The sequence below is a fragment of the Flavobacterium sp. TSSA_36 genome, from assembly GCF_051547165.1.
Taxonomy (GTDB): Bacteria; Bacteroidota; Bacteroidia; order Flavobacteriales; family Flavobacteriaceae; genus Flavobacterium.
In genome coordinates this window covers 867,470-890,537 of record NZ_JBPTTP010000001.1, presented here as the reverse complement: position 1 = coordinate 890,537, position 23,068 = coordinate 867,470, and the positions used below count along the sequence as shown (strand labels likewise).

At 37.1% G+C, this 23,068-nt stretch carries 22 protein-coding genes; 2 read left to right on the top strand and 20 right to left on the bottom strand.

Annotated elements, in window-relative coordinates:
* Positions 1-48: 48 nt before the first annotated feature.
* Positions 49-702: a metal-dependent transcriptional regulator gene (locus tag ACSVH7_RS03785; RefSeq protein ID WP_438065436.1), complete on the top strand. Its 654-nt coding sequence runs from the start codon at positions 49-51 to the stop codon at positions 700-702.
* Here the strand turns inward: ACSVH7_RS03785 and ACSVH7_RS03780 are convergent.
* The 6 genes from ACSVH7_RS03780 to ACSVH7_RS03755 form a co-directional block, all read right to left on the bottom strand.
* Positions 699-1,028 (bottom strand): hypothetical protein, encoded by a 330-nt coding sequence (locus ACSVH7_RS03780; RefSeq protein ID WP_438065351.1) that lies wholly within the window; start codon positions 1,026-1,028, stop codon positions 699-701. The two genes, ACSVH7_RS03785 and ACSVH7_RS03780, sit on opposite strands and share 4 nt — an antisense overlap.
* Positions 1,013-1,243, bottom strand: a complete 231-nt coding sequence (locus ACSVH7_RS03775) for a hypothetical protein (protein ID WP_438065350.1) — start codon at positions 1,241-1,243, stop codon at positions 1,013-1,015. The genes ACSVH7_RS03780 and ACSVH7_RS03775 overlap by 16 nt, the downstream gene beginning before the upstream one ends.
* A gap of 139 nt (positions 1,244-1,382) precedes the next feature.
* Positions 1,383-1,505, bottom strand: coding sequence for a FeoB-associated Cys-rich membrane protein (locus ACSVH7_RS03770; RefSeq protein WP_315159801.1), 123 nt, complete (start codon positions 1,503-1,505; stop codon positions 1,383-1,385).
* 6 nt (positions 1,506-1,511) lie between these two features.
* Entirely contained in the window at positions 1,512-3,611 is a 2,100-nt protein-coding gene (gene feoB, locus ACSVH7_RS03765; RefSeq protein WP_438065435.1) for a ferrous iron transport protein B, read from the bottom strand.
* Positions 3,612-3,619: 8 nt separating this feature from the next.
* Complete coding sequence (locus ACSVH7_RS03760; RefSeq protein WP_315176055.1) at positions 3,620-3,850, bottom strand: FeoA family protein; 231 nt, start codon at positions 3,848-3,850, stop codon at positions 3,620-3,622.
* A 450-nt stretch (positions 3,851-4,300) separates the two neighbouring features.
* The gene (locus ACSVH7_RS03755) at positions 4,301-4,966 is read right to left on the bottom strand and encodes an SCO family protein (RefSeq protein WP_438065349.1); all 666 of its coding nucleotides are present in this window, start codon (positions 4,964-4,966) and stop codon (positions 4,301-4,303) included.
* Positions 4,967-5,375: 409 nt separating this feature from the next.
* Between ACSVH7_RS03755 and ACSVH7_RS03750 the strand changes: the two genes are divergently transcribed.
* Positions 5,376-7,439: a M13 family metallopeptidase gene (locus ACSVH7_RS03750; protein ID WP_438065348.1), complete on the top strand. Its 2,064-nt coding sequence runs from the start codon at positions 5,376-5,378 to the stop codon at positions 7,437-7,439.
* An 85-nt stretch (positions 7,440-7,524) separates the two neighbouring features.
* On the opposite strand, the gene ACSVH7_RS03745 is transcribed toward ACSVH7_RS03750, so the two are convergent.
* The 14 genes from ACSVH7_RS03745 to ACSVH7_RS03680 form a co-directional block, all read right to left on the bottom strand.
* On the bottom strand, positions 7,525-8,637 hold the full coding sequence (locus ACSVH7_RS03745; protein WP_438065347.1) for an ATP-binding protein: 1,113 nt from the start codon (positions 8,635-8,637) through the stop codon (positions 7,525-7,527).
* 267 nt (positions 8,638-8,904) lie between these two features.
* On the bottom strand, positions 8,905-9,417 hold the full coding sequence (locus ACSVH7_RS03740; RefSeq protein WP_438065346.1) for a hypothetical protein: 513 nt from the start codon (positions 9,415-9,417) through the stop codon (positions 8,905-8,907).
* Positions 9,418-9,913: 496 nt separating this feature from the next.
* Entirely contained in the window at positions 9,914-11,458 is a 1,545-nt protein-coding gene (locus ACSVH7_RS03735) for a hypothetical protein (RefSeq protein WP_438065345.1), read from the bottom strand.
* Positions 11,459-11,768: 310 nt separating this feature from the next.
* Positions 11,769-12,506 (bottom strand): hypothetical protein, encoded by a 738-nt coding sequence (locus ACSVH7_RS03730; RefSeq protein ID WP_438065344.1) that lies wholly within the window; start codon positions 12,504-12,506, stop codon positions 11,769-11,771.
* Positions 12,507-12,833: 327 nt separating this feature from the next.
* Positions 12,834-13,775: a DMT family transporter gene (locus ACSVH7_RS03725; RefSeq protein WP_438065343.1), complete on the bottom strand. Its 942-nt coding sequence runs from the start codon at positions 13,773-13,775 to the stop codon at positions 12,834-12,836.
* 2 nt (positions 13,776-13,777) lie between these two features.
* Positions 13,778-14,578: an SDR family oxidoreductase gene (locus ACSVH7_RS03720; protein ID WP_438065342.1), complete on the bottom strand. Its 801-nt coding sequence runs from the start codon at positions 14,576-14,578 to the stop codon at positions 13,778-13,780.
* Positions 14,579-14,617: 39 nt separating this feature from the next.
* Positions 14,618-15,829 carry a gliding motility-associated C-terminal domain-containing protein gene (locus ACSVH7_RS03715; protein WP_438065341.1) on the bottom strand — a complete coding sequence of 404 codons (1,212 nt, stop codon included), beginning with the start codon at positions 15,827-15,829 and terminating at the stop codon, positions 14,618-14,620.
* 10 nt (positions 15,830-15,839) lie between these two features.
* Positions 15,840-17,927 (bottom strand): hypothetical protein, encoded by a 2,088-nt coding sequence (locus ACSVH7_RS03710; protein ID WP_438065340.1) that lies wholly within the window; start codon positions 17,925-17,927, stop codon positions 15,840-15,842.
* 25 nt (positions 17,928-17,952) lie between these two features.
* The gene (locus tag ACSVH7_RS03705) at positions 17,953-18,501 is read right to left on the bottom strand and encodes a hypothetical protein (RefSeq protein ID WP_438065339.1); all 549 of its coding nucleotides are present in this window, start codon (positions 18,499-18,501) and stop codon (positions 17,953-17,955) included.
* 26 nt (positions 18,502-18,527) lie between these two features.
* The gene (locus ACSVH7_RS03700; protein ID WP_438065338.1) at positions 18,528-18,869 is read right to left on the bottom strand and encodes an META domain-containing protein; all 342 of its coding nucleotides are present in this window, start codon (positions 18,867-18,869) and stop codon (positions 18,528-18,530) included.
* A 131-nt stretch (positions 18,870-19,000) separates the two neighbouring features.
* Positions 19,001-20,725, bottom strand: a complete 1,725-nt coding sequence (locus tag ACSVH7_RS03695) for an amidohydrolase (protein WP_438065337.1) — start codon at positions 20,723-20,725, stop codon at positions 19,001-19,003.
* Between the two features lie 57 nt (positions 20,726-20,782).
* A complete protein-coding gene (locus ACSVH7_RS03690; RefSeq protein ID WP_438065336.1) occupies positions 20,783-21,577 on the bottom strand; it encodes a hypothetical protein in 795 nt (264 codons plus the stop codon).
* 2 nt (positions 21,578-21,579) lie between these two features.
* Complete coding sequence (locus tag ACSVH7_RS03685; RefSeq protein ID WP_438065335.1) at positions 21,580-21,942, bottom strand: hypothetical protein; 363 nt, start codon at positions 21,940-21,942, stop codon at positions 21,580-21,582.
* Positions 21,943-21,973: 31 nt separating this feature from the next.
* Positions 21,974-23,065 (bottom strand): porin, encoded by a 1,092-nt coding sequence (locus tag ACSVH7_RS03680; protein WP_438065334.1) that lies wholly within the window; start codon positions 23,063-23,065, stop codon positions 21,974-21,976.
* Between the last annotated feature and the right edge of the window lie 3 nt (positions 23,066-23,068).

The window sequence follows — 23,068 nt, the reverse complement described above, 5'->3', positions numbered from 1 at the left end:
CATTCTCGCTTAAAAAGCTGAAAGAGGTTAAAAATTCCATTTCATATGATGACCCACTCCGAAGAAAATTACCTAAAAGCGATTTATCATTTGACCGTGCAGCTTGAAGCCGAAGTGCCTACGAACGCCATTGCCGAAATGATGGAAACCAAAGCTTCTTCGGTAACCGATATGCTGAAGAAATTGGCTGATAAAGCACTAATCAATTACATCAAATACCAAGGAGTTTCCTTGACTGAAAAAGGAACGCACGCTGCTAAAATGATTGTACGCAAACACCGTTTGTGGGAAGTTTTTTTGGTTGAAAAATTGGCTTTTACTTGGGACGAAGTACACGACATCGCTGAGCAATTAGAACACATCAAATCCGAACAACTCATCAACAAACTCGATGATTTTTTGGGCAACCCTACTGAAGATCCGCACGGAGATCCCATTCCAGACGCACATGGAAAAATAACTAAAATAGAAAAGCTCCTGCTCTCGGAATTGGCCGAAAGCGAAACTGCTATTTGTGTGGGAGTAAAAGATTCCTCTGCCGATTTTCTGCAATACTTGAACAAACAAAAAATTGCTTTAGGAGCGGTTATCAAAGTATTGGGAAGAGAAAATTTTGATGCCTCTTTACATTTAATCATCAACGATACGCCACTTACCGTATCGTCAAAAATTGCAGGAAACTTGTACGTGAAGCGGATTTAACTTAGCGTAAGTGAACTAGCTTCTTCCATATGATTATTAGTGATATACTGAACCAAATAACGCTGGTCTCTTTGGTCAAAAAAGACATACCAAGAAGTTTTGTTATTTAGCGAAACTACTAAAAAGTAGCTTCCATATTGACTTAAAAATTTAGGCGTTTTGTAGTGTTGCCTTACATCAATATACTTTTCGATTTCATCTTGAAGCGCAATTACATATTTTTCTGCATTTTCTATATAACTGAAATACTCTTCAAAAAATAGAATCGTAATTAAATCAATCAAATAGTTTTCAAATGATGGAGTATAAACTATTCTTTTTTCCAAGGCAAGGTGCGTAAATGGGTGTGAACACGTTTGACCAATTCGGCTCCTGAAATACCCTCAGACCATTTTTTTTCAAAATTTTCTTCTTCAGATAAAGCGCCTACTTGCTCTAAAAAAAACTGCAAGGCTTTTCCATGTTTTTGTAAATCTATCGTTACCGATTTTGCTTTACCCGAAACATCTCTTTTAAATTCAACACCTGAAATATTTTTCATTTGTAGATTATTTTAATTGTGATAGATGACATCATTTAAAGAAACATCCATCAGAATATTACCTATAAGACTGTGCTTCAAATCATTTGAACACAACACCGAGAATTGTTTTGAACAAATGACATACAAATATAAGGATTTAACCACACCCACAATTCCCGTCTCCACAGTTTTTTTTGGACTTCTTTTTCCAGAAAAACTTTCGAATGAGGAAAACAATGGCTATAGCCAATAAGGAAAAAGCGATGATTTCTTGTGTCATTTTCTTTTATTTAAGCAACTGATACGCCACTAAAGCCACCGTATAAGCAAAAGCACTCATGAAAATAAGTTGGCCGAGCGGCCATTTCCAGCTATTGGTTTCTTTACGAGTAACAGCAAGCGTACTGACGCATTGCATAGCAAAAGCATAAAAAAGTAGTAAGGAAATCCCAGAAGCAAAATTGAAGACTTTTTCGCCTGTCAAAGGATTGATTTCGGATTGCATTTTATTCTTAATGGTATCTTCGTTTTCGGTGCCGCCAACGCTGTAAATCGTAGCCAAAGTACCCACAAACACTTCTCGAGCTGCAAATGAACTGATAATAGCTATCCCAATTTTCCAATCATAGCCCAAAGGCGTCAGAACAGGTTCAATAGATTTACCCATCAATCCGATATAGGAATTCTCTAATTTTTGCGAAGCGACTTCATTCTCAAAATCTGCAGCAGAAAGTGGTTTATCAGCGTGTTTAGTTACTACAATTTGCTCTGCATTACTGAAGTTTTCACCTGGACCATACGAAGCCAAAAACCATAAAATAATTGAGATTGCCAAAATGATTTTTCCAGCACCAAACACAAACGCTTTGGTCTTTTCAATCACATTGATGCCTACGTTTTTAAGCAAAGGCAATTTATAATTAGGCATTTCGACAATGAAATAAGACTTCCCTTTAATCTTCAATATTTTATTCAAAACATAGGCTGAAAAAAAGGCCATTCCAAATCCCAGCAAGTATAACATCATTAGCGTCAGACCTTGTAGATTTAAGATTCCCAACACCCGTTGATCCGGAATCACCAATCCAATAATGATGGCGTACACTGGTAAACGCGCGGAACAAGTCGTAAAAGGTGTCACCAAAATAGTAATCAAGCGTTCTTTCCAATTTTCGATATTTCGAGTGGCCATGATCGCCGGAATAGCACAAGCCGTTCCCGAAACCAAAGGCACAACACTTTTGCCCGACAAACCAAACTTACTCATAATTTTATCCATCAAAAACACCACACGACTCATATAGCCGCTTTCCTCGAGTATCGAAATGAACAAAAACAAAAAGGCTATCTGAGGGATAAAAATTAAGATACCCCCAATTCCAGGAATAATCCCTTGCGAAATCAAATTGGTCAACATACCTGCAGGCAAAACCTCAGCAGACCAAGCACTCAAACTAGCAAAAGAGCTGTCTATAAAATCCATTGGCACTTCCGACCACACAAAAATGGATTGAAAAATACCAAAAAGGATACAAAAGAAAATCACATAACCCCAGAATTTATGGGTCAACACACGATCCAATTGGGCTCTAAAATCTTTAGCAATAGATTGGTCGATGGTCAATCCCACTTTCAACACATCGTTGATGAATTGGTAACGTTTAATGGTTTCTTTTTGCTGCAATCGCTTCAAATCCGAATGCGATTTGGTAAACGTACTTTGGATTTCTTTGCGCTCTAAATTCAAGAAGTTCACATCTTGAGTAATCACCAACCACAACTTATACAACAACTGATTTGGAAAGGCTTTGCGAAGATTATCAAAATAGACCGCATCAATAACCGAGGCGTTCATACATGGTTCATTAGAAATGGATTTATAGGAAACGATTAAATTTTTCAATTCCTCAATCCCAGATCCTTTTCTAGAACTCACCAAGGCAATTTTAGTTTTCAGCTTTTCTTCTAAAAAAGGAATATCCAAACTGATGCCTTTGTATTCCATTCGATCCGCCATATTAATGACCAAAATCGTAGGAATTTCAAGGTCTTTGATTTGGGTAAAAAGCAACAAATTACGCTTTAAATTCTCTACATCCGTCACTACTATGGCTACATCGGGATACAATTTATCGTTTTTGTTGAGGAGTAATTCAATCACCACATTTTCATCAATCGAGCTGGCATTCAAACTATACGTACCCGGTAAATCCAGAATATTGGCTTTGAAATTATAAGGCAACTTACAAAAACCTACCTTTTTTTCTACCGTAATTCCTGGATAATTCCCTACTTGCTGGTTCAAACCTGTTAGTTGATTAAAAACAGAGGTTTTCCCCACATTCGGGTTCCCTATCAAAGCGACATTGATGTTGTGATTACTGATCATTAGCTTTATTGGATTCGTTCCACTTCTATTTCCTGAGCCGTTGCTACACGAATCGCAACGTGTGACCCGTTAATGTTTAGGTACAAGGGATCACCGAAGGGAGCGATTTGCAGCAACTCAACTTCATTACCCGGCAAACAGCCCATTTCGAGCAATTTTAATGGAATGGCATCAATATCAAAGTCTTTGATAATTGCTTTTTCTCCTTTTTTGAGTGAATGTATCGTTGTTGGCAAACCTTATTTAGATTGAATTAAGATTGCAAAAATACATATTATAATAGAAATTCAAATGATAATTATCACAATTGTAAAAAAGAATCTGACTGTCTGTTAGGTGGACTAACAACTTAAATGGCACGCGGATGAAACGGATGAAACGGATTCACGCGGGTTTAAATTAAATCACACTCGGATTTGCAATTAAAATGAAAAAACCAAAAGAATCATAGATTAAATACTAAATAAGAAAAGAACAAATAGAAATAGTAGTATTCACCACATAGAATGGCTATGTAAAAAGTAAAACGTCTATTAATTTCTTTCAAAAAACTATAAATTATATGTTTCTTCTATGTGATAAAAATTAAATACAATTACAGGTTAAAATCCGTGTTCATCTGTTTAAATCAGCGTCATCCGTGTTCCATTTCATTTAATAAAAATCCGTGTTCCCTTTTCACCAAACTAATTAGCACACAAAAAATTAATATCTTCTATCAATCGCGCCATATCCTCTTTTTTGGTTCCATCGTAAAAACCACGAACGCGTCTTTTTTGGTCCACCAACACAAAATTCTCGGTGTGTACCATATCATACAATTCTTCGGGTTTCCCCAACTTAACGGCCAAATACGATTTTCGAGCCATTGTATAAATTTCCTTTTTATCGCCTGTAACCAAGTTCCATTTACTGTCTATCACGCCGTGTTCAAGAGCGTATTCTTTTAAAACAGGCACACTATCGGTCTCAGGAAAAACGGTGTGCGACAACAGCATTACTTTGGGATTATTTTTGATAGCCGCTTGCACTTCGGCCAAGTTCTTGGTCATTTTAGGACAAATCGAACCACAAGTTGTAAAGAAAAAATCGGCCACATACACTTTCCCTTCATAATCTTTTTGAGTAATCGTCTTCCCATTTTGATTCACAAACGAAAAATCGGCAATCGTATGCGCCTTACTCACAAATTGCACCGTACTGTCCACCAATTCTGGATTCACGTCAGCTGGATTGTAAATAGGCAAAGTCTTTTCAGGCTTCAACGCATTGTAAAACAAGCCAATAGTAATCGCCGAAAACACCAATAAAACACCAAAAAATTTGCGATAGGTATAGAAGAAAGCTTTCATTTGTAGGTTTTTAAAATAAAATAGAAAGACAACATTTGAATTTCGCGCAAAATTACAAAACAACGGTCTGCCTTGCACTACACTTTTTAAAATAATTTGGGCGTGCCCCTACGTAAAAACTTCGGGTCGGGTCTCCGTTCCCGCTTTTTTTTATCCCGCGAAAAAACGGGATAAAAAAAGAGCTACACTCCACCCCTCACGCAAAAAAGTAGTAGGTTTGAGACAATAGCTTAAAGTCAAAAAGCTAAAGTTCCTATTTTTAGTGATACTTTTATAAAATCAACAAAAAAACAATTATTTATGCAGAATTCAACTAATAAAGCAATTGCTTTTACAAAAAAATCATCATTTTTTGTAACATTATACTTTTTTAAAACACCAATAAATCATAACTAATTCAAATTGTAATATGAATCCAAAACAATCCACAAGCTTATTTTTGGCTTTGCCTGCCGTACTAAGTTTTGGCTGGTGCCAAGCACAAACCGCTTCGGCCACCAAAGAACCAGGAATCAATATCCAATATATGGATAAAACCATCAAACCCAGCGATGATTTTTTCCGATATGTAAACGGAACCTGGTTGAACACCACCGAAATCCCAAGCGACAAAACCCGTTGGGGAAGCTTTGACGAATTGCGTCAACGCACCGATGCTGACGCTTTGGCCATCCTAAAAGAAGCTGCCAACAACCCAGCGTACCAATCCAATACCGACCAAGGGAAAGCCATCAATTTGTACAAAACCATGTTGGATACCGTAAGCCGTAACAAACTAGGTATTGCTCCCCTAAAACCGTATTTGAAAAAAATCAATGCGGTTAAAAACGTCAAAGATTTACAAGCTTTATTAATCGAAATGGAACCCACAGGCGGCATTGGTTTCTTTGGCGCCGGAGTAAGTACTGATGCAAAAAACAGTAACGTAAACGTAATTTATTTAGGCCCAGGAACTGTTGGACTTCCCGATCGCGATTATTATGTGGGAGAAGATAAAGATTCGAAGGAAAAAAGAGAAAAGTATGTACTGCATGTGGCTAAAATGTTGCACTATTTAGGCGACAAACCTGAAGTAGCGAAAGCCAATGCGGAGAAAATTTTGGCATTAGAAATCGAAATGTCTAATCCTCGTTTTGACCGTGTAGAAAGACGAGACCGTCGCAAATCGTACAACCCAATGACGATAGCTGAATTACAAAAAATCACACCCGCTATTGACTGGACTACCTATTTCAGTAAAATTGGATTGCCCACGAACCAAACGATTATCGTGTCGCAACCTAAATATATGACGGCTTTAGAAACTCTTTTTAAAGAAAATAAAGTAGACGACTGGAAAGCTTACATGCGTTGGTCTTTATTGAACAGAGCTTCAGGTCAATTATCAACAGCAATTGAAAAAGCCAACTGGGAATTTTATGGCAAAACCTTAACAGGTGCTGTAAAACAAAGACCTTTTGAAGAAAGAGCTTCACAAACCGTAACCGGATCTGTGGGTGAAGCTTTAGGAAAATTATACGTAGAGAAAAAATTTCCAGCTGAAGCCAAAGTAAAAGCTGAGAAAATGATCAAAAATATTTTCCGTGCTTATGAAAACCGCATCAACAACTTATCGTGGATGTCGGCAGAAACCAAAGTAAGTGCCATCGCCAAATTAAATAAATTGAGAATTAAAATTGGCTACCCTGACAAATGGAAAGACTACTCGGCATTGAGTATCAAAAGTCCCGCTGAAGGAGGAACATTTTTTGAAAATGTGAAAAATATCGCCTCTTGGCGCTACCAAGAAAACATAGCGGATTTGACCAAACCCGTAGACAAAGACCGTTGGGGAATGGCACCACAAACGGTAAATGCTTACTACAATCCATCGAATAACGAAATTGTATTCCCTGCCGCTATTTTGCAACCACCTTTTTACAATTACCAAGCCGACGAAGCTGTAAATTATGGTGGAATTGGAGGCGTTATTGGTCACGAAATCTCTCACGGATTTGATGATTCAGGAGCACGTTACAATGCCGATGGTAATTTAGTAGACTGGTGGACGGCTGAAGACCTTAAAAAATTTGGGGAATTAACCGGTGCCCTAGCTACTCAATACAGCGCTTTGCAACCGCTTCCAGGTACTTTTGTAGATGGTAAATTTACTTTAGGCGAAAACATTGGAGATTTAGGTGGTGTGAATGCTGCTTACGATGGTTTACAATTGTACTTAAAAGAAAACGGCAACCCAGGATTGATTGATGGGTATACCCCAGAACAACGTTTCTTTATTTCTTGGTCTACCATTTGGCGTTCTAAAATGAGAGACGAAGCCTTGAAATCACAAGTAAAAACCGATCCGCATTCACCAGGGATGTACAGAGCCTATGTGCCTCTTCAAAACATAGATACTTTCTACGAAGCCTTCAACATTCAACCGAATGACGGAATGTATATCGCTCCAGAGAAAAGAGTAAAAATCTGGTAAGATTTATTGTCCTAAAAATACAAAACCCATCAGCTAAAGTTGATGGGTTTTTTGTTGGTGTAAAACAAATACCAGTTATCGTAAATTATAAATACTCCCAAAAATTATCTTTATTGACCACATAAGTGTTTTTTGGGTGATATTTTTCGGTGAATGATTTAGTGAAAAGTACTTTTTTGTTGGGATTGTATTTGATTTCATAGGCTGAAATCTCATTTTCTAAAATCTCTATAAAATCAATCTCGGCTTGCTGTGTGTTTCTCCAATAATGTGTTTTACCATAAAAACCATTGTAGGTCAATTTTTTTATTTTTTCACTAATGAAGAAATTTTCAAATAAGGCGCCCAAATCTTGTCTGTTTACAAGTGGGGCAAACTGCCCAATAATAGCATTACGAATGCCATTATCATAAAAATATATTTTTGGTTTTGATGTAATTTCGTTCCGTTGGTTGCTAGAATACGGGTACAATCTAAAAATAACAAATGCCTTTTCTAACAAATCGATATAGTTTACAACCGTCATTCTATCAACTCCTAAAATTTTAGACAGTTCATTGTAAGACACTTCACTGCCCAATTGAAGAGCTAGTGCATTAAGAAGTTTCATTAACAAATCGGGCTTTTTTATATTTACTAATTCTAAAATATCTTTATACAAATAACTACCCGCCAATTGCAATAAGATTTTTTGTTTCTTACTTTCTGTAACCACTTCCGGATATAGCCCGTAAATTAGAAATTCTTCCAAACGCTCATAAGCATTTGCAAAAGTGTAGTGATTTTTAACCTCGTTCCAAGACAATGGAAAAAGTTGGTGTTCCCATTTTCTGCCGGTTAAGGGTTCATTTATTTCGTTGCCTAAGTCTAAAGATGAGGAACCCGTAAGAATGATTTGTTTGTCTAGTTTTGCATCAATCAACATTTTTGCAGTTACTCCAATGTTTTGAATGCGTTGGGCTTCGTCAATCACAATCACATCATAATCGTGTACCGTTTGTAATAAAAAATTAAAATTGGCATTGGCAAAAGTTAATCGTGTTTGCGGATTATCCCCATTTAAGAACAAAACTTTTTTGTTTTCTACCAATTTCTGAATCAAAGTTGTTTTACCTACTTGCCTTGGTCCCAACACAATAATGGCTTTTTGATTCGTCCAATCTTCGACTATGTTTTTAGAAACATCACGTGCTATCATATTACAAATATAATATAATATGGTTATAATCACATAAAAATATAATATTTTGTGGTTACAAACCTAAAAAAGTATATTTTTTAGACAACAATCACGCTATGACTTTAGTTGGCCGTTTGTATCTAACTCTCTAATACATCCTTATTTAGTTTATTTATCAATATTCCTGCAAGGTCTTTTGTTGACCTTGTAGACATTTAGATTCAAGAACATACCTACAAGGTTTTGAAAACCTTGCAGGAAAACAACTCAAAAAAGGACACTTACTTAAAAAGTGATTCTCATCCCAATTTGGTTAGCGCTTGCCAGAAATGTTGTGGTAGGTTGTGATTCATAAGTACTCGCCGTACCATTATTGTGCAAACCCAATGCTTTTTTGATTCTTTTAGGGTAGCCAATTTTTATTGGTATAGAAGCTACAATCATTGCGCCTCCAATAATAGCCGCGGTTAAATTAGAACGTTCAGATTGAATGTTTGGAGAATAATCCCCAGGATTATAAGTCGAAGTAGTGTTATCCGTATTCATGGCGGTCACAAGATTAGCCGTTACCAATCCTAAACCGCCATAAAACAAAACATTTCCCCACGTTTTTTTATTACGCCCAGCGTTGTATTCTGCTAAAGCCTCGCTGTTTTTGGCTAGTAATTCTCTAACCTCAACAGAAGTCAATTTTTTGTTTTCAGAAGTATATACGGTACCTCCAGTTCCATAGTTAAGTTGTTGTGCCATTCCAGAAATCGAAACCATCAAGAGGGCTAAAAGCATTGTTCCTTTCATAAATTACTGAATTTTAGGATTATACAGAGTTGTTGTTTTTAAGTTATTTGGACTTGGATAAGCCTTCTTTATTGGCTTAAAAATTCTTTCTAAAAGTAGGAATTATAAGTGAAAACACGCATAATTAAAAGAAGAAAAAAACTACACAATTTTATGCTAATTCATCACGATTGATTTTCCTACAGGAAAACAACGGGGAAATTTTTAAAAAACAAGTTTAGATTGAGTAATGCTTGGCTAATGAAAACAAACCATTCTCGCTTAGCCCCGATGGAAGCGGCATCCTTGCTTGGCGGGGTTCGCCGAGCAAGATATAACGTACAGCGGGACGATTCGTGTGGTGGGCAAAGTGGTGCTGCTCCTAAAAATAACCTAAAGGATATGGTCCTACCCTAATGCGGGTATAAAAAAAACACCATTAAGAACGCAAAAAAAATTAAGTGAACTAATACTTAATGAACCATAATCTCTTAATGGTGCTTAAAAAAATCTGATATTAATTCTCACAGAAAGCCGTTATTTTTTGCAAATGTTGTTCGGCTTGATATTGATTAAAATTGTCCCATTTTGGAGGGAAGTTTGTTTTCTGTCCGCACATGGCATCCAAACAAACATTGTGGTCTTTGTAGGTATCATGCAAAACGGCCAAGATTTTAAAGAAAAAATCCTCTAGCATAATGATCGCATCAAACTCGGATTTTAGTGTAGTATAATTACTAGCTGTTGGATTTAATATTTGTAGTAAATCTAGCACTTCGTTCTTTTCCGTCTCGTTGATTTGAGTTAAATAACCGTTTTTTAGGGTTTTAAAAACCAAATTATTCCAAACCACGCTGTCGTGTCCCCATTGAACATCTGGTAGATGTAAAGAGTGCTCACAAATTAGGATAATAGCAAAAAGAACATCGTTTAAATAGGTTTCGGGAAACTCATCAAAGCTTCTGAATTCAAAACCACTTTGGTACATTTTTTCCTGATTAAAATCGAGTCCTACTTCCGAAAGTAATTCATACTCCATAGCCACTTGAATCTGATCGCGCCACCAAATGTTGTCCTCTTTTTCAAAGCGTAGTAGTTTTCTAAAATCGTCTACTTTGTAGGTTAGAATTTTACCTTTCGGCATGGCTTTATTGTAAGTCCCAACGCCAATGTAGCGCGACATGGCGTTGCGCATAGAGCCCAAGGTAAATTTTTGATCCAAATTGTAAGTCTCACTAATCACTCCCATAATATCCGGACTTCCAAGAGTGGCTATAAAAAAGGGCTCGAACCATTGCAGCAAATAGATGGCGTTAGCGTGCGTGGCATCAAATTCTTGATAATTCACAATCCGACTGTGCTCGGTTAAAGTGGGCAACGTGATGTGAAAATGGTACGTTCCATTATTAAATAAAACAAGATTTTCCTGATTGGTCATGAACATATTAAGTCCGTTGTTGTATTCAGGGAAATTTAATTTTCCATTAAGTACGCTCGATTCATTGATTTTATCTAAAAACAATTTTTTAGTCGCTTTTAGTTCTTTGCAAGAATCGGATATGGTTCGATTTTCAAAATATTTAGTGACGAATTCAATTGAATCCCCGTCAAAATGTACGGACCCCATCGTTTTGTTTCGTTGGGTAATCATACTTTGAATATTATAGGGTTGATCTTCAAGAAAAAGTTCCATGATGGATTGGCCAAGATATTCCGGATTTTCGATGGGTTGCGGGAGTACCTCAGCACTTTCTGCGTGCTGTATTATTGGTTTTACGCCTGCAATTGTTTTGTGCTGATAATTTACATCTAGCTTTTCTAAGGAATGACTATTGATCATTCGGCTGACCACGTAGTTTTTATTCGAACCAAAAGCTTTTTTTAAAATAGGGCGTAAGCTTTCTGGTTTATAGCATTTTCTGTAATCGATACTGTATTTTTCAAAACCAATTTTTTCTTGTATAAATGCACCAGAGACGGTTAGGGATTCTTCAAATTGCAGGTATGTTTCGTTTTCTAATCCTATTCCCCAATAAAATTTTCCGGTCTGGTTCTTATTCATTTATAGTACTTCTGTTTTTATGATTTATTTAACGTTTTTGAAATTTGGTTTTTGGGTTCTAAAAAGTGATTTGAGTCGATTTTGAAATAAAAAAAATAGTGTTTTTGGAATCTGTAATGTAAAAATAAAATTACAATAACTCCCTTTAAAACAACACTTTAAACACCTAAAAAGAGACACTATCAAATTACTAGAATTCTAGTTTTTTCCAAGTGGCAAAATTAGTGTTTTGTTTTTTCATTTCATAGTATTAACAAACTGATATCATAAAAAAATGTGAAATTTAACAATCTAACACCAATAAAATTACTTATTCATGGTAATAAAGCACATAAGAAGCGTATAAATCATCCTTCCACCAGTCTTTTCTGATTAAAGAAAAATAATTGTAGTTTACCTTTCCTGCTTGTGATTGCAAAGGATACAGCACTTTACCATTTTCACGGTGTGCTTTGTGGGAATTTGTTTCGGGTACCACAGGAACGATATGACCCGATAGTCCTTTTTCTTTTCTTTTGGCACAAATTATCCCAACACCACCATTAGCATTAACTTTATTTTGAAGTGCATCAACGGTATCCATTTTTTCCCATCCAAAATGGGATCCCCATTGCGAAAACCAATCGTGAATGGCGCTGGAGTAAATGCGCTCTACCGTTTTTTCAAAAACAGCTTCTACTTCCTGTCCTTGCTTTATTTTTTCCAAAGCTTCATCTGTCCACCAAATCGTTGGAAGGTAGACTTTACAGAAATAGCAGTAGTCGTAGGAATACACATTACAATAGGTGTCTTCTAACGTTCTTTGATACCGTAGATTGTTGGCTACATCTAGTTTATCTATAAGTAAGAAAATACTTTCCTTTTTTGTAGTCACATCGGTTAGCGCTCTATAAGGAATGCTGGAATCCAAGATGGGATGTTGTTTCATGTCTGTTGTCTCCAAGCGAGATTTTGGATGGGGCAATAACTCCGCCTTACCCATTTGACTTATTGGCACTGAATGATCACAAAGTGGCATTAATGCAGTTGCTGCAGAATTTTTTTCCATCTTGACTTCTTAAAAGTGATTGGCTTACTACTGCAAAAATTGATTTTATTGTACAGCGTCTTATTTTAAACCAGCAAGTAAACATAAGAATTTTAAATTTCACTAAGTGTCAATAAAGTGACAAATGATAAAAAAAGTAGGATTACCCACTGCGAGAAATCTAAGAAGTGTTTTTTGGTTCATATTCTAAAACTCAAATTCTACAAAATGTTGAAGCACCGTAGAATAAATACATAATCCTCCCGAGCTTTACAAAATGCCACAATCCTAGCTTTGTGTATTTTTAAAATTCTTAAAATATGAATGTCATTAAAGTCTTCAAAAGAATTACGCTTTTAGTTTAAGAAGTATTCGCTGTCGCTGCATAGCAAAATTAATGATATACAAGCCCGTTAAAGTAACTGTTCCTCCTACAATAATAGCTGTTGTGAGGATCTCATCAAATAAAAAAGCCCCTACCAAAACAGCCACTATCGGATTGATGTAAGCGTAAACACTACTCAACTCGGTGGGTAAATTTTGTAACGCATAAATAAATGCAATAAAGGTCAGTACGGAACCAATACCTACCAAATAAGCGATCGCCCACCATGAAGCCATTGGAATTTGCGAAATAGGGATCGTAACTCCAGTCGCTCCAGTTAAAGCAAAAAGGCATACACTAGAAATCAACATTTGTAGTCCTAAACTAAAATAGGGATTAAAACTAGCGGCTTTTTTCTTAGTGTACAACGTCCCAAAAGCCCAAGTAATGGTAGCGGCTATAGAGAGGAGAATTCCAAACTGAAAATCGCGTTGAATAAAATCAGCCAAATGTTCATAAAAGATGATGCATACCCCTGCAAAAGCAATGATAATCCCAATAACGGCCAATCGGGTAACGCGTTCCCCTTTAAAGAAACTAATAATCGCAATCCAAATAGGGACCATTGCCCCAATAATCGCTCCTAACCCACTCGGAATGAATTTCACGCCCCAAGTACTTAGTCCGTTGCTCAATACAAAATTAAGCATACTCAAAATCAAGATGGATTGCCATTGCTTGCCTTTAGGCCAAGTCGTTTTTTTTACCAAAAAGAAACCCACATACAAAGCCCCACCCAAAAACTGACGGATAGCGGCCAACTGAAGTGCCGGCATATGTTTTACGCCTTCTTTAGACGCTAGCCAAGTCGTACCCCAAGCTATACTTACCCAAGCTAACGCCAACATAGGTAAACCAAAAGTAGTTCGAGGAGCCGTCATGAAGGTTTTTAAAGTTGTTCTCAAGATTAAGGAATTTCTGCAAAAATATACTTTAAAATCGTTTGTAGTTTATCGCTACTAATTCTTTTTCCCCTTCCTGCTAACGTACGATCAAAAGTAGGGGCAACTAATTGCCATTCGATCGCTTTCTTAGTATAGTACTCTTCTCTGCTAGGATGATAAGGCGATACCGCGTTGAAGGTTTCGTTCCAACAATTCAACCCTATAATTTTTTGAATGATTCCGATACAATCCGCTTGGTGAATGAAATTAATAGGCGCTTTGGCATTGGGCAAATTTTCTTTGCCTGCCAAAAACCGAACGGGATTGCGGTCGGGTCCTACGAGTCCACCAAAACGAAGAATGGTGGTTTGAAAATGAGGATTACTTTGCAAAAGTTGCTCTACAAGTACTAGTTGGCGACCGCCTTCGCTATCAGGATTCAAAGGTGTAGTTTCGGTAACCACATCATTGGCTTCTCCGTAGACTGAAGTAGAGCTTACAAACAATACGTTTTGGACATCTGATTGTTCAATAAACGGAATCAAGGTTTGCATTTTGCCTACAAAATCCTCGCTGTTGTTGCTTCTTAATTTGGGCGGAATATCAATAATCAATATTTCGCTTCCCATAAGAAATGTAGTGATATCGCCATCAATGGCATTAGGTTGCAATTCCATCAAAAATGGAAGAACCCCTAGCTTTTCTATATGAGCTAGTTTTGAAGAAGATGTCGTCGAACCTTTTACCAAAAGACCATTTTTTACTAAGTCTTTCGCCAAAGGCAACCCGAGCCAACCGCAGCCAAGAATACTAATTTGTGTCATTGTTACCCCTCTTTTTAGGATAACAAAGTTGAGTGAAAATTAATTCATAAACAAATACCCTGACTTTGAAAAGACTTCCCCAATTTTTAAAATATAAAAGTAAGTCCCGTTGGGCAACTTAGTAATTTTGGAACCTTCTAAATTACAATTTGAAATTCCAGAAAAAACATTTGATGCACTGCCATAATTTTGAGTAGTGTATACTTTTCTTCCCCATCGGTTATAGATTTCTACCGAATTTGAAAGTCCACATTCTATCAAACCATCAATTCTAAAAAAATCATTAAAACCATCTTCATTAGGCGAAACATAATTATAGATTGCCAATTTATTGCAAGGAGAAATTATGCCAGTATCATCGGTTCGACCGATGGTAAAAATGCTAAAACCAGAGACCTCATAAGGCGTAGTTATAGTTAATTTATCCTTATCGACAATACCTCCTTCATCCACCCATTTTTGTGAAGGAACATCCCATCGGACAATTCGTAGGGCTTCGAGTGGTGCTCTAACAATGGCATCTGTAGAGGTAGCATTTTCAAAACTTAAGGTTAATACCATAGGCACCGCCCCACCAACATTTGAAACTTCCCAATATTCTGTAGTACTAATTTCTTTGATAATCCCTGCGCGATTGCTGTGGGGATAGCGATCATTGGAGTTGGCCTCAAAAAACTCACCACTATACATTTGATTCGTTGCTTTTAAGCTACTTATTTTCGCCGAACGATACTGTGAATTTCTTCCTATCGGATACTCAAAATCAGTGGTGCCGTTTTTAAAAGTCTTGCCTACAATAAAACTGCTATTACTGGCATTATTGGCTAAGGCATTTTCCTCAAAAACAGGAATGCCTATAGTGGGCTGCGCCGTAATAATTCCGTCAATAAAATCTACTTTTTTAAAAAAATTAACCGTAGTACTCAACTCAAAACCTTGAGGATTATCAAAAACGGTATGAAACAATCGTATCGCACTTTGACCCGAAATTTGTTGTACATTTTTCCCATTGAAATAGGTTGTTCCTTGTGAGTTGGATGAAAAAGAAAAATCCCCTTCATTACGTAAATCGCTAGTCAAAAATAAACTACCATCATTCAACAACTTTCCAGTAGCGGCATTAGTAAAAGATTCATTACTGAAAACTATTGTATTGGGTAAAATAGTCATCTGCTCATTATTGATCAATTGAGCAAATAGTGGTAATTGCCATAAAATAAATAGTCCTAAAGTAAATAGAATTTTTTTCATTACCTCAAATTTATAAGGCTCTCCAGCCAGTATCACCTTTTGTTCCATCTCCATTAACGTCTTCTACGTACACTTCTACTCTTCCTAAATCCGTATTGTAGCGCATTTGTCCAAAAGCTGGTGTTGTAGGTCTTTCTACATTAGTACCTGATGGCAGTTGAATCGCTCCCGTTGCTGGCATAATTTTTAAAATTCCTGTACTGCTAAGGGTAACCAATTTATTTGAGGCGTCACCTTCACTATCAATGAGCTTAGTAGGATCAGCGAGTTCACGAATTCTGACTTTACCCACGCCAATATCCAATCGCTCACTGGGTTTGTGTAAGGTGTTGGGATCTAACCCAATGCCCACTTTACCGTTCTTTAAAATGGTTAAGGCGTTTCTTCTTTGCAAAGATCCTGCACCAGTACCATTTCCCACTTGCAATAAAGGATCGTTATCGTCAGCAGCAGTTAAATTACCAGTAGTACCATTAATGCCAAGATCTCCTCCTCCTACCGTAATTGCATTATAGTACCCTAGTACCGTTTCTGAATACGAAGTTGAAAGATTATTATTGCCTTGTACAAAGGCATTGTTCCCATTGGCCTTATTGGATTCTCCTAGTACAAATGCATTTAAATCATATGCAATATTGCTTTTTCCAAAAGCTACACTGGATTGCGCTTGTGCTTCATTGCCTTCTCCTGCTGTGAAAGCATTAATTCCTGTAGCTGATGTTCCAAAACCAAAAGCAGCGCTTCGAGATCCTTCTGCTTTAACCCCTAATCCGAAACCCACAGAATTAGCTCCAACTGGTGTCAAATGGGAACTGCCTCCTCTCACAGCACCTTCTACATCAAGTGCCACATCATCGACGACGGAAGTTTTATTAACCCCTACTCTTCCAGCTTGATAAATATTCTCGGTATTAATACTCGCAGTTGCATTAGTGACATTCACTTTCCAAGGTTCGCTTTGTAATGAAGATAAATCAAGTATAGGATTATCATTGTTCTCATTCGTATAGGTTAAAATTTTGGTGCTACTGTCAAATGCTAAAGTGGTGTTGGTTTCTGTTGTCCCAGTGGCATTAATTACATAGGGATCTGAGACAATACCAGTTCCCGTAATCGTCACATTTGTACCTGCTGTTGTTACCCCTCCCTGACCAGCGGGACCTTGAGGACCTGTGGCTCCAGTGTCGCCTTTCGGACCTTGTGGACCAACTGCACCATCTATTCCATTTGCTCCAGCGGGACCTTGAGGGCCTGTGGCTCCAGTATCGCCTTTTGGACCTTGAGGACCAACTGCACCATCTATTCCATTTGCTCCAGAAGGACCTTGGAAACCTGTTGCGCCAGTATCACCTTGTGGACCTTGTGGACCAACTGCACCATCTATTCCATTTGCTCCAGAAGGACCTTGGGGACCTGTTGCGCCAGTATCGCCTTTTGGACCTTGTGGGCCAACTGCACCATCTATTCCATTTGCTCCAGCGGGTCCTTGGGGACCTGTGGCTCCAGTGTCGCCTTTTGGACCTTGAGGACCAACTACACCATCTATTCCATTTGCTCCAGCAGGACCTTGAGGGCCTGTGGCTCCAGTGTCGCCTTTTGGACCTTGAGGACCAACTACACCATCTATTCCATTTGCTCCAGCGGGACCTTGAGGGCCTGTGGCTCCAGTATCGCCTTTTGGACCTTGAATACCTTGAGGTCCTTGTGGTCCAGCGGCTAAATTGATAGTAACTGGATTATTCGATTCATTAATATAGGTAAAAGTACCATTCCCATTGTCAACCATAGTAGTGATGGTTTCTGCTTTTTGTTCTCCTAAGTTAATCCATCGATTTGAAAACCAATAATAAAATCCGGGTTGTAACTGACCATTGCTAGTCGTATTAAAAACTAACAAACCATTGACATTACCATTTTCAATGGTAGTTTGATCGGTTGTACTTTGTAGGTTCACTCTTGGTATGAGAACCCCTGCTTTGGCAGCGGAAATATCCAGTATAGTCGATGGATTAGGTGTTGTAGTCCCTATACCAACCTGAGCTTGGATAGTTCCAAAAACAAAAAAAAGTAAAAGTACTTTTATTATTTTAGCATTCATGTTACTACATTTAAAGTATTAAATATTAATGTTTTTTGTTCCAAATTTTACTTATCGTTAGACTCAAGCCCCAAGAGTTATAATAATTCCATTTGTTATCCCAAACTAAAGCTCCTCCTACTTCCCAATTTCCCGGAAGATGCCACCCATATTCCACTCCTAAACGAGTTAATGTTAATGTTTTTTCATGCGCAATCTCAGCACCAACCCCACCAATAAATGACCAATGTTTACCAGGTTTATAAATACCGACAGGAACTACTGCTAACGGATAACTACGCTCTAACAACTCATTCCCTCCGTGTTCAATTTTAAACGACTCCAAAATGATATCGTTTTGCAATCCTACCGCCCACGCATTGGACAACCAATAATCATAGTTCAACGTAAAAGAGGGAACGGCCAACCATTCGGTTTTACCGTCAATTTTGCCTTCGGAAAGATGCGTATGACCTAAACCGAAAGTTAATCTATGGCTCCCTTGAATACCATGACTATTGTGGTGATCCTCATGTTGACTATAAGAAACGATACTAATTAAAAAAACGAGTACTGCTATTTTTGCTGTTTTCATACGGTTTAACATTTAAAGTTGTTTTACTATTTTCTTTCTAGACGCATCACCGCTAGGTCTCCCATAATCAGATTCAATGTTTTGCCTTGATCGGTTACACTATAAGCATTTACCTTTTTTAGAGTCTCTAAAAACGCTTGTTCTCCTGCCATATCGGGGCACATTTTTCGCGTTAGCGCCATGGCTTCATCTATTTTAATTGATTTTCCCGAAATAGTAAATTCTCCATTAAAATTATTGCAACCAGACATGCCAGAGACTGAATTTTTATAGGAATCAAAACTAATAGTCGGTTTAACTTTTGGAAATAATTCTCCAACAGGTTTTGGAGCATTCATAATGTAATTTACTTCCCAAAGACCAATCAATTAAATTGGCTTTCATTGTGCTATTTTCTTTTTTAGATGTAGTGTCTTTAGTTGAATTGCACGAGGAAATAATAATTGCTAGTAGGACTATTACATATTTTGCTCTCATATTTTAAGTTTTGCACGAGTCTTTATTTTCTTTTATAAACTGAATTTCCCTCTTTGATGGTTTCTAATACTTTGATATCTTTCAACTTCAAGGGATCAATCTTCAATGGATTTTGGTCTAGAATTACCAAATCGGCTAATTTGCCTTCTTTAAGCGAACCTTTTCGATCTTCTTCAAAAAATTGTTCTGCTCCCCAAATCGTTATAGATTTTAAAGCTTGATAAGGCGTTAATCTTTCGTTTGGCCCAATGATGGTTCCGCTTCTACTAATACGATTTACGGTGGTGTACATAATCATCATCAAATTGGGCATAGCCACTGGAGCATCCGTATGACTTGTTACGCGAATTCCTTTTTTTAAAGCGGAGTTGATTGGGCTTATCAATTGGGCTTTATCGGGACCAATAATTTCTTTGTACCAATCTCCCCAATAAAAAGTATGCATTGGAAATAAAGAAGCCACCATATCATATTTTTTGATACTGTCCAATTGATCCATCCGAATTAATTGTCCGTGAATTAATATATTTCTTCTGTCTTTATTTCCATATTTGGCAGACGCTTTACTAATTACTCTAAACAATTGATCGGCTGCAGCATCGCCGTTAGTATGTGCTTTTAATTGCCAGTTATTAGCAAAGGCTTCATCTACTATTTTTTGCACATCTTCATCTTTTGGAATGGCAGGATATCCTTTATATCCTTGTTTTTGACCATCGGGTGGAATCAAATATGGCGTCGTTCTCCAGGCAGTTCTTCCTTGGGGTGAACCATCAAGTGTCAATTTTAATCCTGCAATTCTATAATGATTTTTGTATTCTTTGCTATACCATTCGGTCTTCATATATTGAGGATAAGTATAATCAATCCAAGAATTGACATCGATATACATTTTTCCTCTTGATGCATAATCAGCCATTTGAGGATGATTAGTCATCGCACGCCCTTCATTGGCGGTTGTATATCCATAACTTACCGCCATTTTTTGGCCTTCATCCATATACATATCGCTTAATTCTTTGGTCGTTGGAGAAATTACTTTGAACATATGTGGGATAGCCGCTAATTCTTCTAAAACACCGTTTGGGTTCTTTGTACCACTAACTCTTCGAATCACTCCCCCTTCAGGTTGTTTAGTCGAGGCATTAATTCCTAATACTTCAAGTCCTTTTGTGTTTACAGTACAAAAATGCCCCGAAATGTGCATAGCCATAACAGGTAATTCTTTCGACACTTTGTCTAAATCCACTTTGGTAGGAAATCTTTTTTCTTTGAGTGCTGCATCATCAAAGCCAATTCCAATTATCCAGCCTTGTGTTTTAGTAACACCGTTTTTTTGATGCCACGTTTTTAGCTCGTTTATTAAATCATCAATAGTATTACAATTGCCATCAGGAGCTGCTAATAAATTTGCAGAAATCGCTTGAGAACCAAAGGCAGCAAAATGGCAATGTCCATCCACAAAACCAGGCACTAAAGTTTTACCGGCTAAATCTATCATAGTATGACCTGCTCCTGCTTGTTTCATAGCTTCGTCTTCGCTGCCTACAAAAGCAATTTTCCCGTCTTTGACTACTAAAGCATCCACATATTGAGGTTGATCGCCTTCCATGGTAAGGATATCTCCATTGTAATATACGGTAGCTGTGGAAGAAGAACTACCTTCGTTTCCATTTGGAACGCTTTCATTTTTTTTACAAGCAGTTAGTATCAAAACTACAAGGCATAGAGTTATAATTTTTTTCATAATTTTCGTGATTTAAAAATTTTAACAATTATATTTTATGGTCAATTAATCGAAAGATTATTTAGGAAACAACAAGACCAAGGAAGCTCTTAGCCCCATTTTTGCTCTAACTTCATCTGGCGCAGCCAAATTAAATTTAGGTCCAACCGCAAAAGACACTTTTTGTTTTCCAAAAGAAGTCAAACCTGAAAACATTGGCGAAAACCAAACATTCGCTTGATTTGATTGCCAGTTTTGTGTCCACTCCAAATTACCCGTAAGACCAGCACCACTTTTCCAGTTATAAGCCAAAAACGGATTCACAAACATCTGGCTAATATCCTCTCTGGTTGAAGAGCCACTAACACTCCAAATTTGATTCCATAAAGCACCTATAGTCCAACCTCCTGTTTGCTTAAGAGCAACAATAGTGGGACCAACGCCAAATTTCTTACCTGTTAAATAATCATTTGTACCTGTGGGAAATAAAAGCACTGGACCTGCTCCCCAAGTAAAACCATTTTTGGAATTCGTTGGAGAGAAAAATGCACTGGCTACTATATCTGAAATTCCGCTTTCGTGTTTATTTATACCGGAAATATTGTATTGACTAACTACAGGTAAAATAACTCTAGAAATTAAGTTTAAGTTGGACGAAATAGCTATGGGAATCACAGGTTGAATGTTTAAAGTATATCTAGAACCTTTTAAGGAACCAATTCCGTGATCGAGATTATTCTGAAAAGGAACACTAATCAAACTGGCTATTGGATTGGCAAGTTTTTTGGCCAATTCGGCCGCTTCATCTTGAGCATGTCCATACTGAAAAAAAGCTAATCCTATAAGCAAGCTTAAATAAATTCTATTCTTCATAACTAATTTCTTTTAGTAATTACATTAGTTATACCAGCGAAACATGATAGCGCACCAATTCCATTTAAAACTATTCCTGCCCAACGCCACCCTTCCGAAGGCCATAAGCTAAGGTCTTTCGTAAATGAACCATAGATTACAAAACCTGCCATCAAAGCGGCTACAGCAGAGAGAACTATATAAGGCCATTTGAGGTTGTTTTTCAAAAAATACCAAAACAGAAATGCAAAGACTGCACAAAGCCCTGCTCCTAAAGCACTTGCAGTAGGCCCAATAGGTTTTTGACTAATTGAAATCAAATACAAACCGTAAGAATTCCAGGCTACACATCCGATGGCCCATAAAATTTGAAGTGTTTTGATCATATTTTTAAAATTATTAATTCAAAAATGTTGATTATCTAAAACTTTTTCCGAAATCAAAATTATATCTAAATCCAAGAGCCAGAACATTATATTCATTTTTATTCAAAGTTAATTTAGAGTCACTTAAACGAGCTATCATATAAACCCTAGTATTAGGGGTAATAAAATAATTGGCTCCAAAAATATAATGAGCTAGTTTGTACTCGTTTTGGATCATGAAATCTTTATTTGGATCGATGTAATTGAATCCTGCTTCAAAAGACCAATTATCTTTTAGACGATATCCTATAGAAATCTCGTATCCATTTGTAGAATACCCTATAGCTTCATCTTGAGAAATCGTATTCAACGCATCATCATTTATCGAGAACGTCGCCGCAGCATACCATTTGTTTTTGTCATATTTTATACCAGCAATGAAATTACTGGAATGATCACCAATACCTTGCACGAATTGTTTAACTAAATCTGGAACTTGAGAATTATTGTATGATGTACCAATCGTAAAACCTTCACGGAAAGCATACTGTGCCGAAATTCCATAGGAACTATAGTCTCCAAACAATTGCGTTTGAAACCCTAATTGAAACCCTCCCCATTTATTTCTATATTGAATGGAATTATCAGCTCTACCCGTTCCTTTCCAACCTCCATCAGTTCCACCTGCATAAATACCATTGGCCGCCCCTCCAAATAAGGAAAAATTATCCGTGTAAGCACCAATATCGTAATAAACGCCCCATTGTTTACCAATAGACAGGGTTCCAAATTTTTTATGAATAAGTGAAACATATCCCAATCTAGAAGTAAAAGCTTCTACTTTTTTAAAAGGTTGGGAAACAAATTCAGCCGAAGAATTTGCATCATTATTAAAACTAATACCATTGATTAAGTGTAAACCAAATTCTAGTTTGGCATTGACACTCCAGTCTTTAGTAATACTACGGTTTAAAAAAGCTCCTATTCTTGGTGCGTTTTCCTGAAGTTGAACTTTTCCATCAAAGGTTGCTAATTGCACTCTTAACATACCATATATGCTAAGCGAATCAACAATAGTTTTCTTTTGTGCTATACTTAGTAAAGAAGAGAATAATAACAAATTTAAAATCAGCTTTTTATTCATAAA

What these genes read in the sequence shown, in the direction of transcription:
- ACSVH7_RS03785 (WP_438065436.1), top strand. Translation starts at nt 49, where the DNA reads ATGACCCACTCCGAAGAAAATTACCTAAAAGCGATTTATCATTTGACC.
- ACSVH7_RS03775 (WP_438065350.1), bottom strand. Translation starts at nt 1,243, where the DNA reads ATGAAAAATATTTCAGGTGTTGAATTTAAAAGAGATGTTTCGGGTAAA.
- ACSVH7_RS03770 (WP_315159801.1), bottom strand. Translation starts at nt 1,505, where the DNA reads ATGACACAAGAAATCATCGCTTTTTCCTTATTGGCTATAGCCATTGTT.
- ACSVH7_RS03755 (WP_438065349.1), bottom strand. Translation starts at nt 4,966, where the DNA reads ATGAAAGCTTTCTTCTATACCTATCGCAAATTTTTTGGTGTTTTATTG.
- ACSVH7_RS03750 (WP_438065348.1), top strand. Translation starts at nt 5,376, where the DNA reads ATGAATCCAAAACAATCCACAAGCTTATTTTTGGCTTTGCCTGCCGTA.
- ACSVH7_RS03745 (WP_438065347.1), bottom strand. Translation starts at nt 8,637, where the DNA reads ATGATAGCACGTGATGTTTCTAAAAACATAGTCGAAGATTGGACGAAT.
- ACSVH7_RS03740 (WP_438065346.1), bottom strand. Translation starts at nt 9,417, where the DNA reads ATGAAAGGAACAATGCTTTTAGCCCTCTTGATGGTTTCGATTTCTGGA.
- ACSVH7_RS03735 (WP_438065345.1), bottom strand. Translation starts at nt 11,458, where the DNA reads ATGAATAAGAACCAGACCGGAAAATTTTATTGGGGAATAGGATTAGAA.
- ACSVH7_RS03730 (WP_438065344.1), bottom strand. Translation starts at nt 12,506, where the DNA reads ATGGAAAAAAATTCTGCAGCAACTGCATTAATGCCACTTTGTGATCAT.
- ACSVH7_RS03720 (WP_438065342.1), bottom strand. Translation starts at nt 14,578, where the DNA reads ATGACACAAATTAGTATTCTTGGCTGCGGTTGGCTCGGGTTGCCTTTG.
- ACSVH7_RS03715 (WP_438065341.1), bottom strand. Translation starts at nt 15,829, where the DNA reads ATGAAAAAAATTCTATTTACTTTAGGACTATTTATTTTATGGCAATTA.
- ACSVH7_RS03710 (WP_438065340.1), bottom strand. Translation starts at nt 17,927, where the DNA reads ATGAATGCTAAAATAATAAAAGTACTTTTACTTTTTTTTGTTTTTGGA.
- ACSVH7_RS03705 (WP_438065339.1), bottom strand. Translation starts at nt 18,501, where the DNA reads ATGAAAACAGCAAAAATAGCAGTACTCGTTTTTTTAATTAGTATCGTT.
- ACSVH7_RS03695 (WP_438065337.1), bottom strand. Translation starts at nt 20,725, where the DNA reads ATGAAAAAAATTATAACTCTATGCCTTGTAGTTTTGATACTAACTGCT.
- ACSVH7_RS03690 (WP_438065336.1), bottom strand. Translation starts at nt 21,577, where the DNA reads ATGAAGAATAGAATTTATTTAAGCTTGCTTATAGGATTAGCTTTTTTT.
- ACSVH7_RS03685 (WP_438065335.1), bottom strand. Translation starts at nt 21,942, where the DNA reads ATGATCAAAACACTTCAAATTTTATGGGCCATCGGATGTGTAGCCTGG.
- ACSVH7_RS03680 (WP_438065334.1), bottom strand. Translation starts at nt 23,065, where the DNA reads ATGAATAAAAAGCTGATTTTAAATTTGTTATTATTCTCTTCTTTACTA.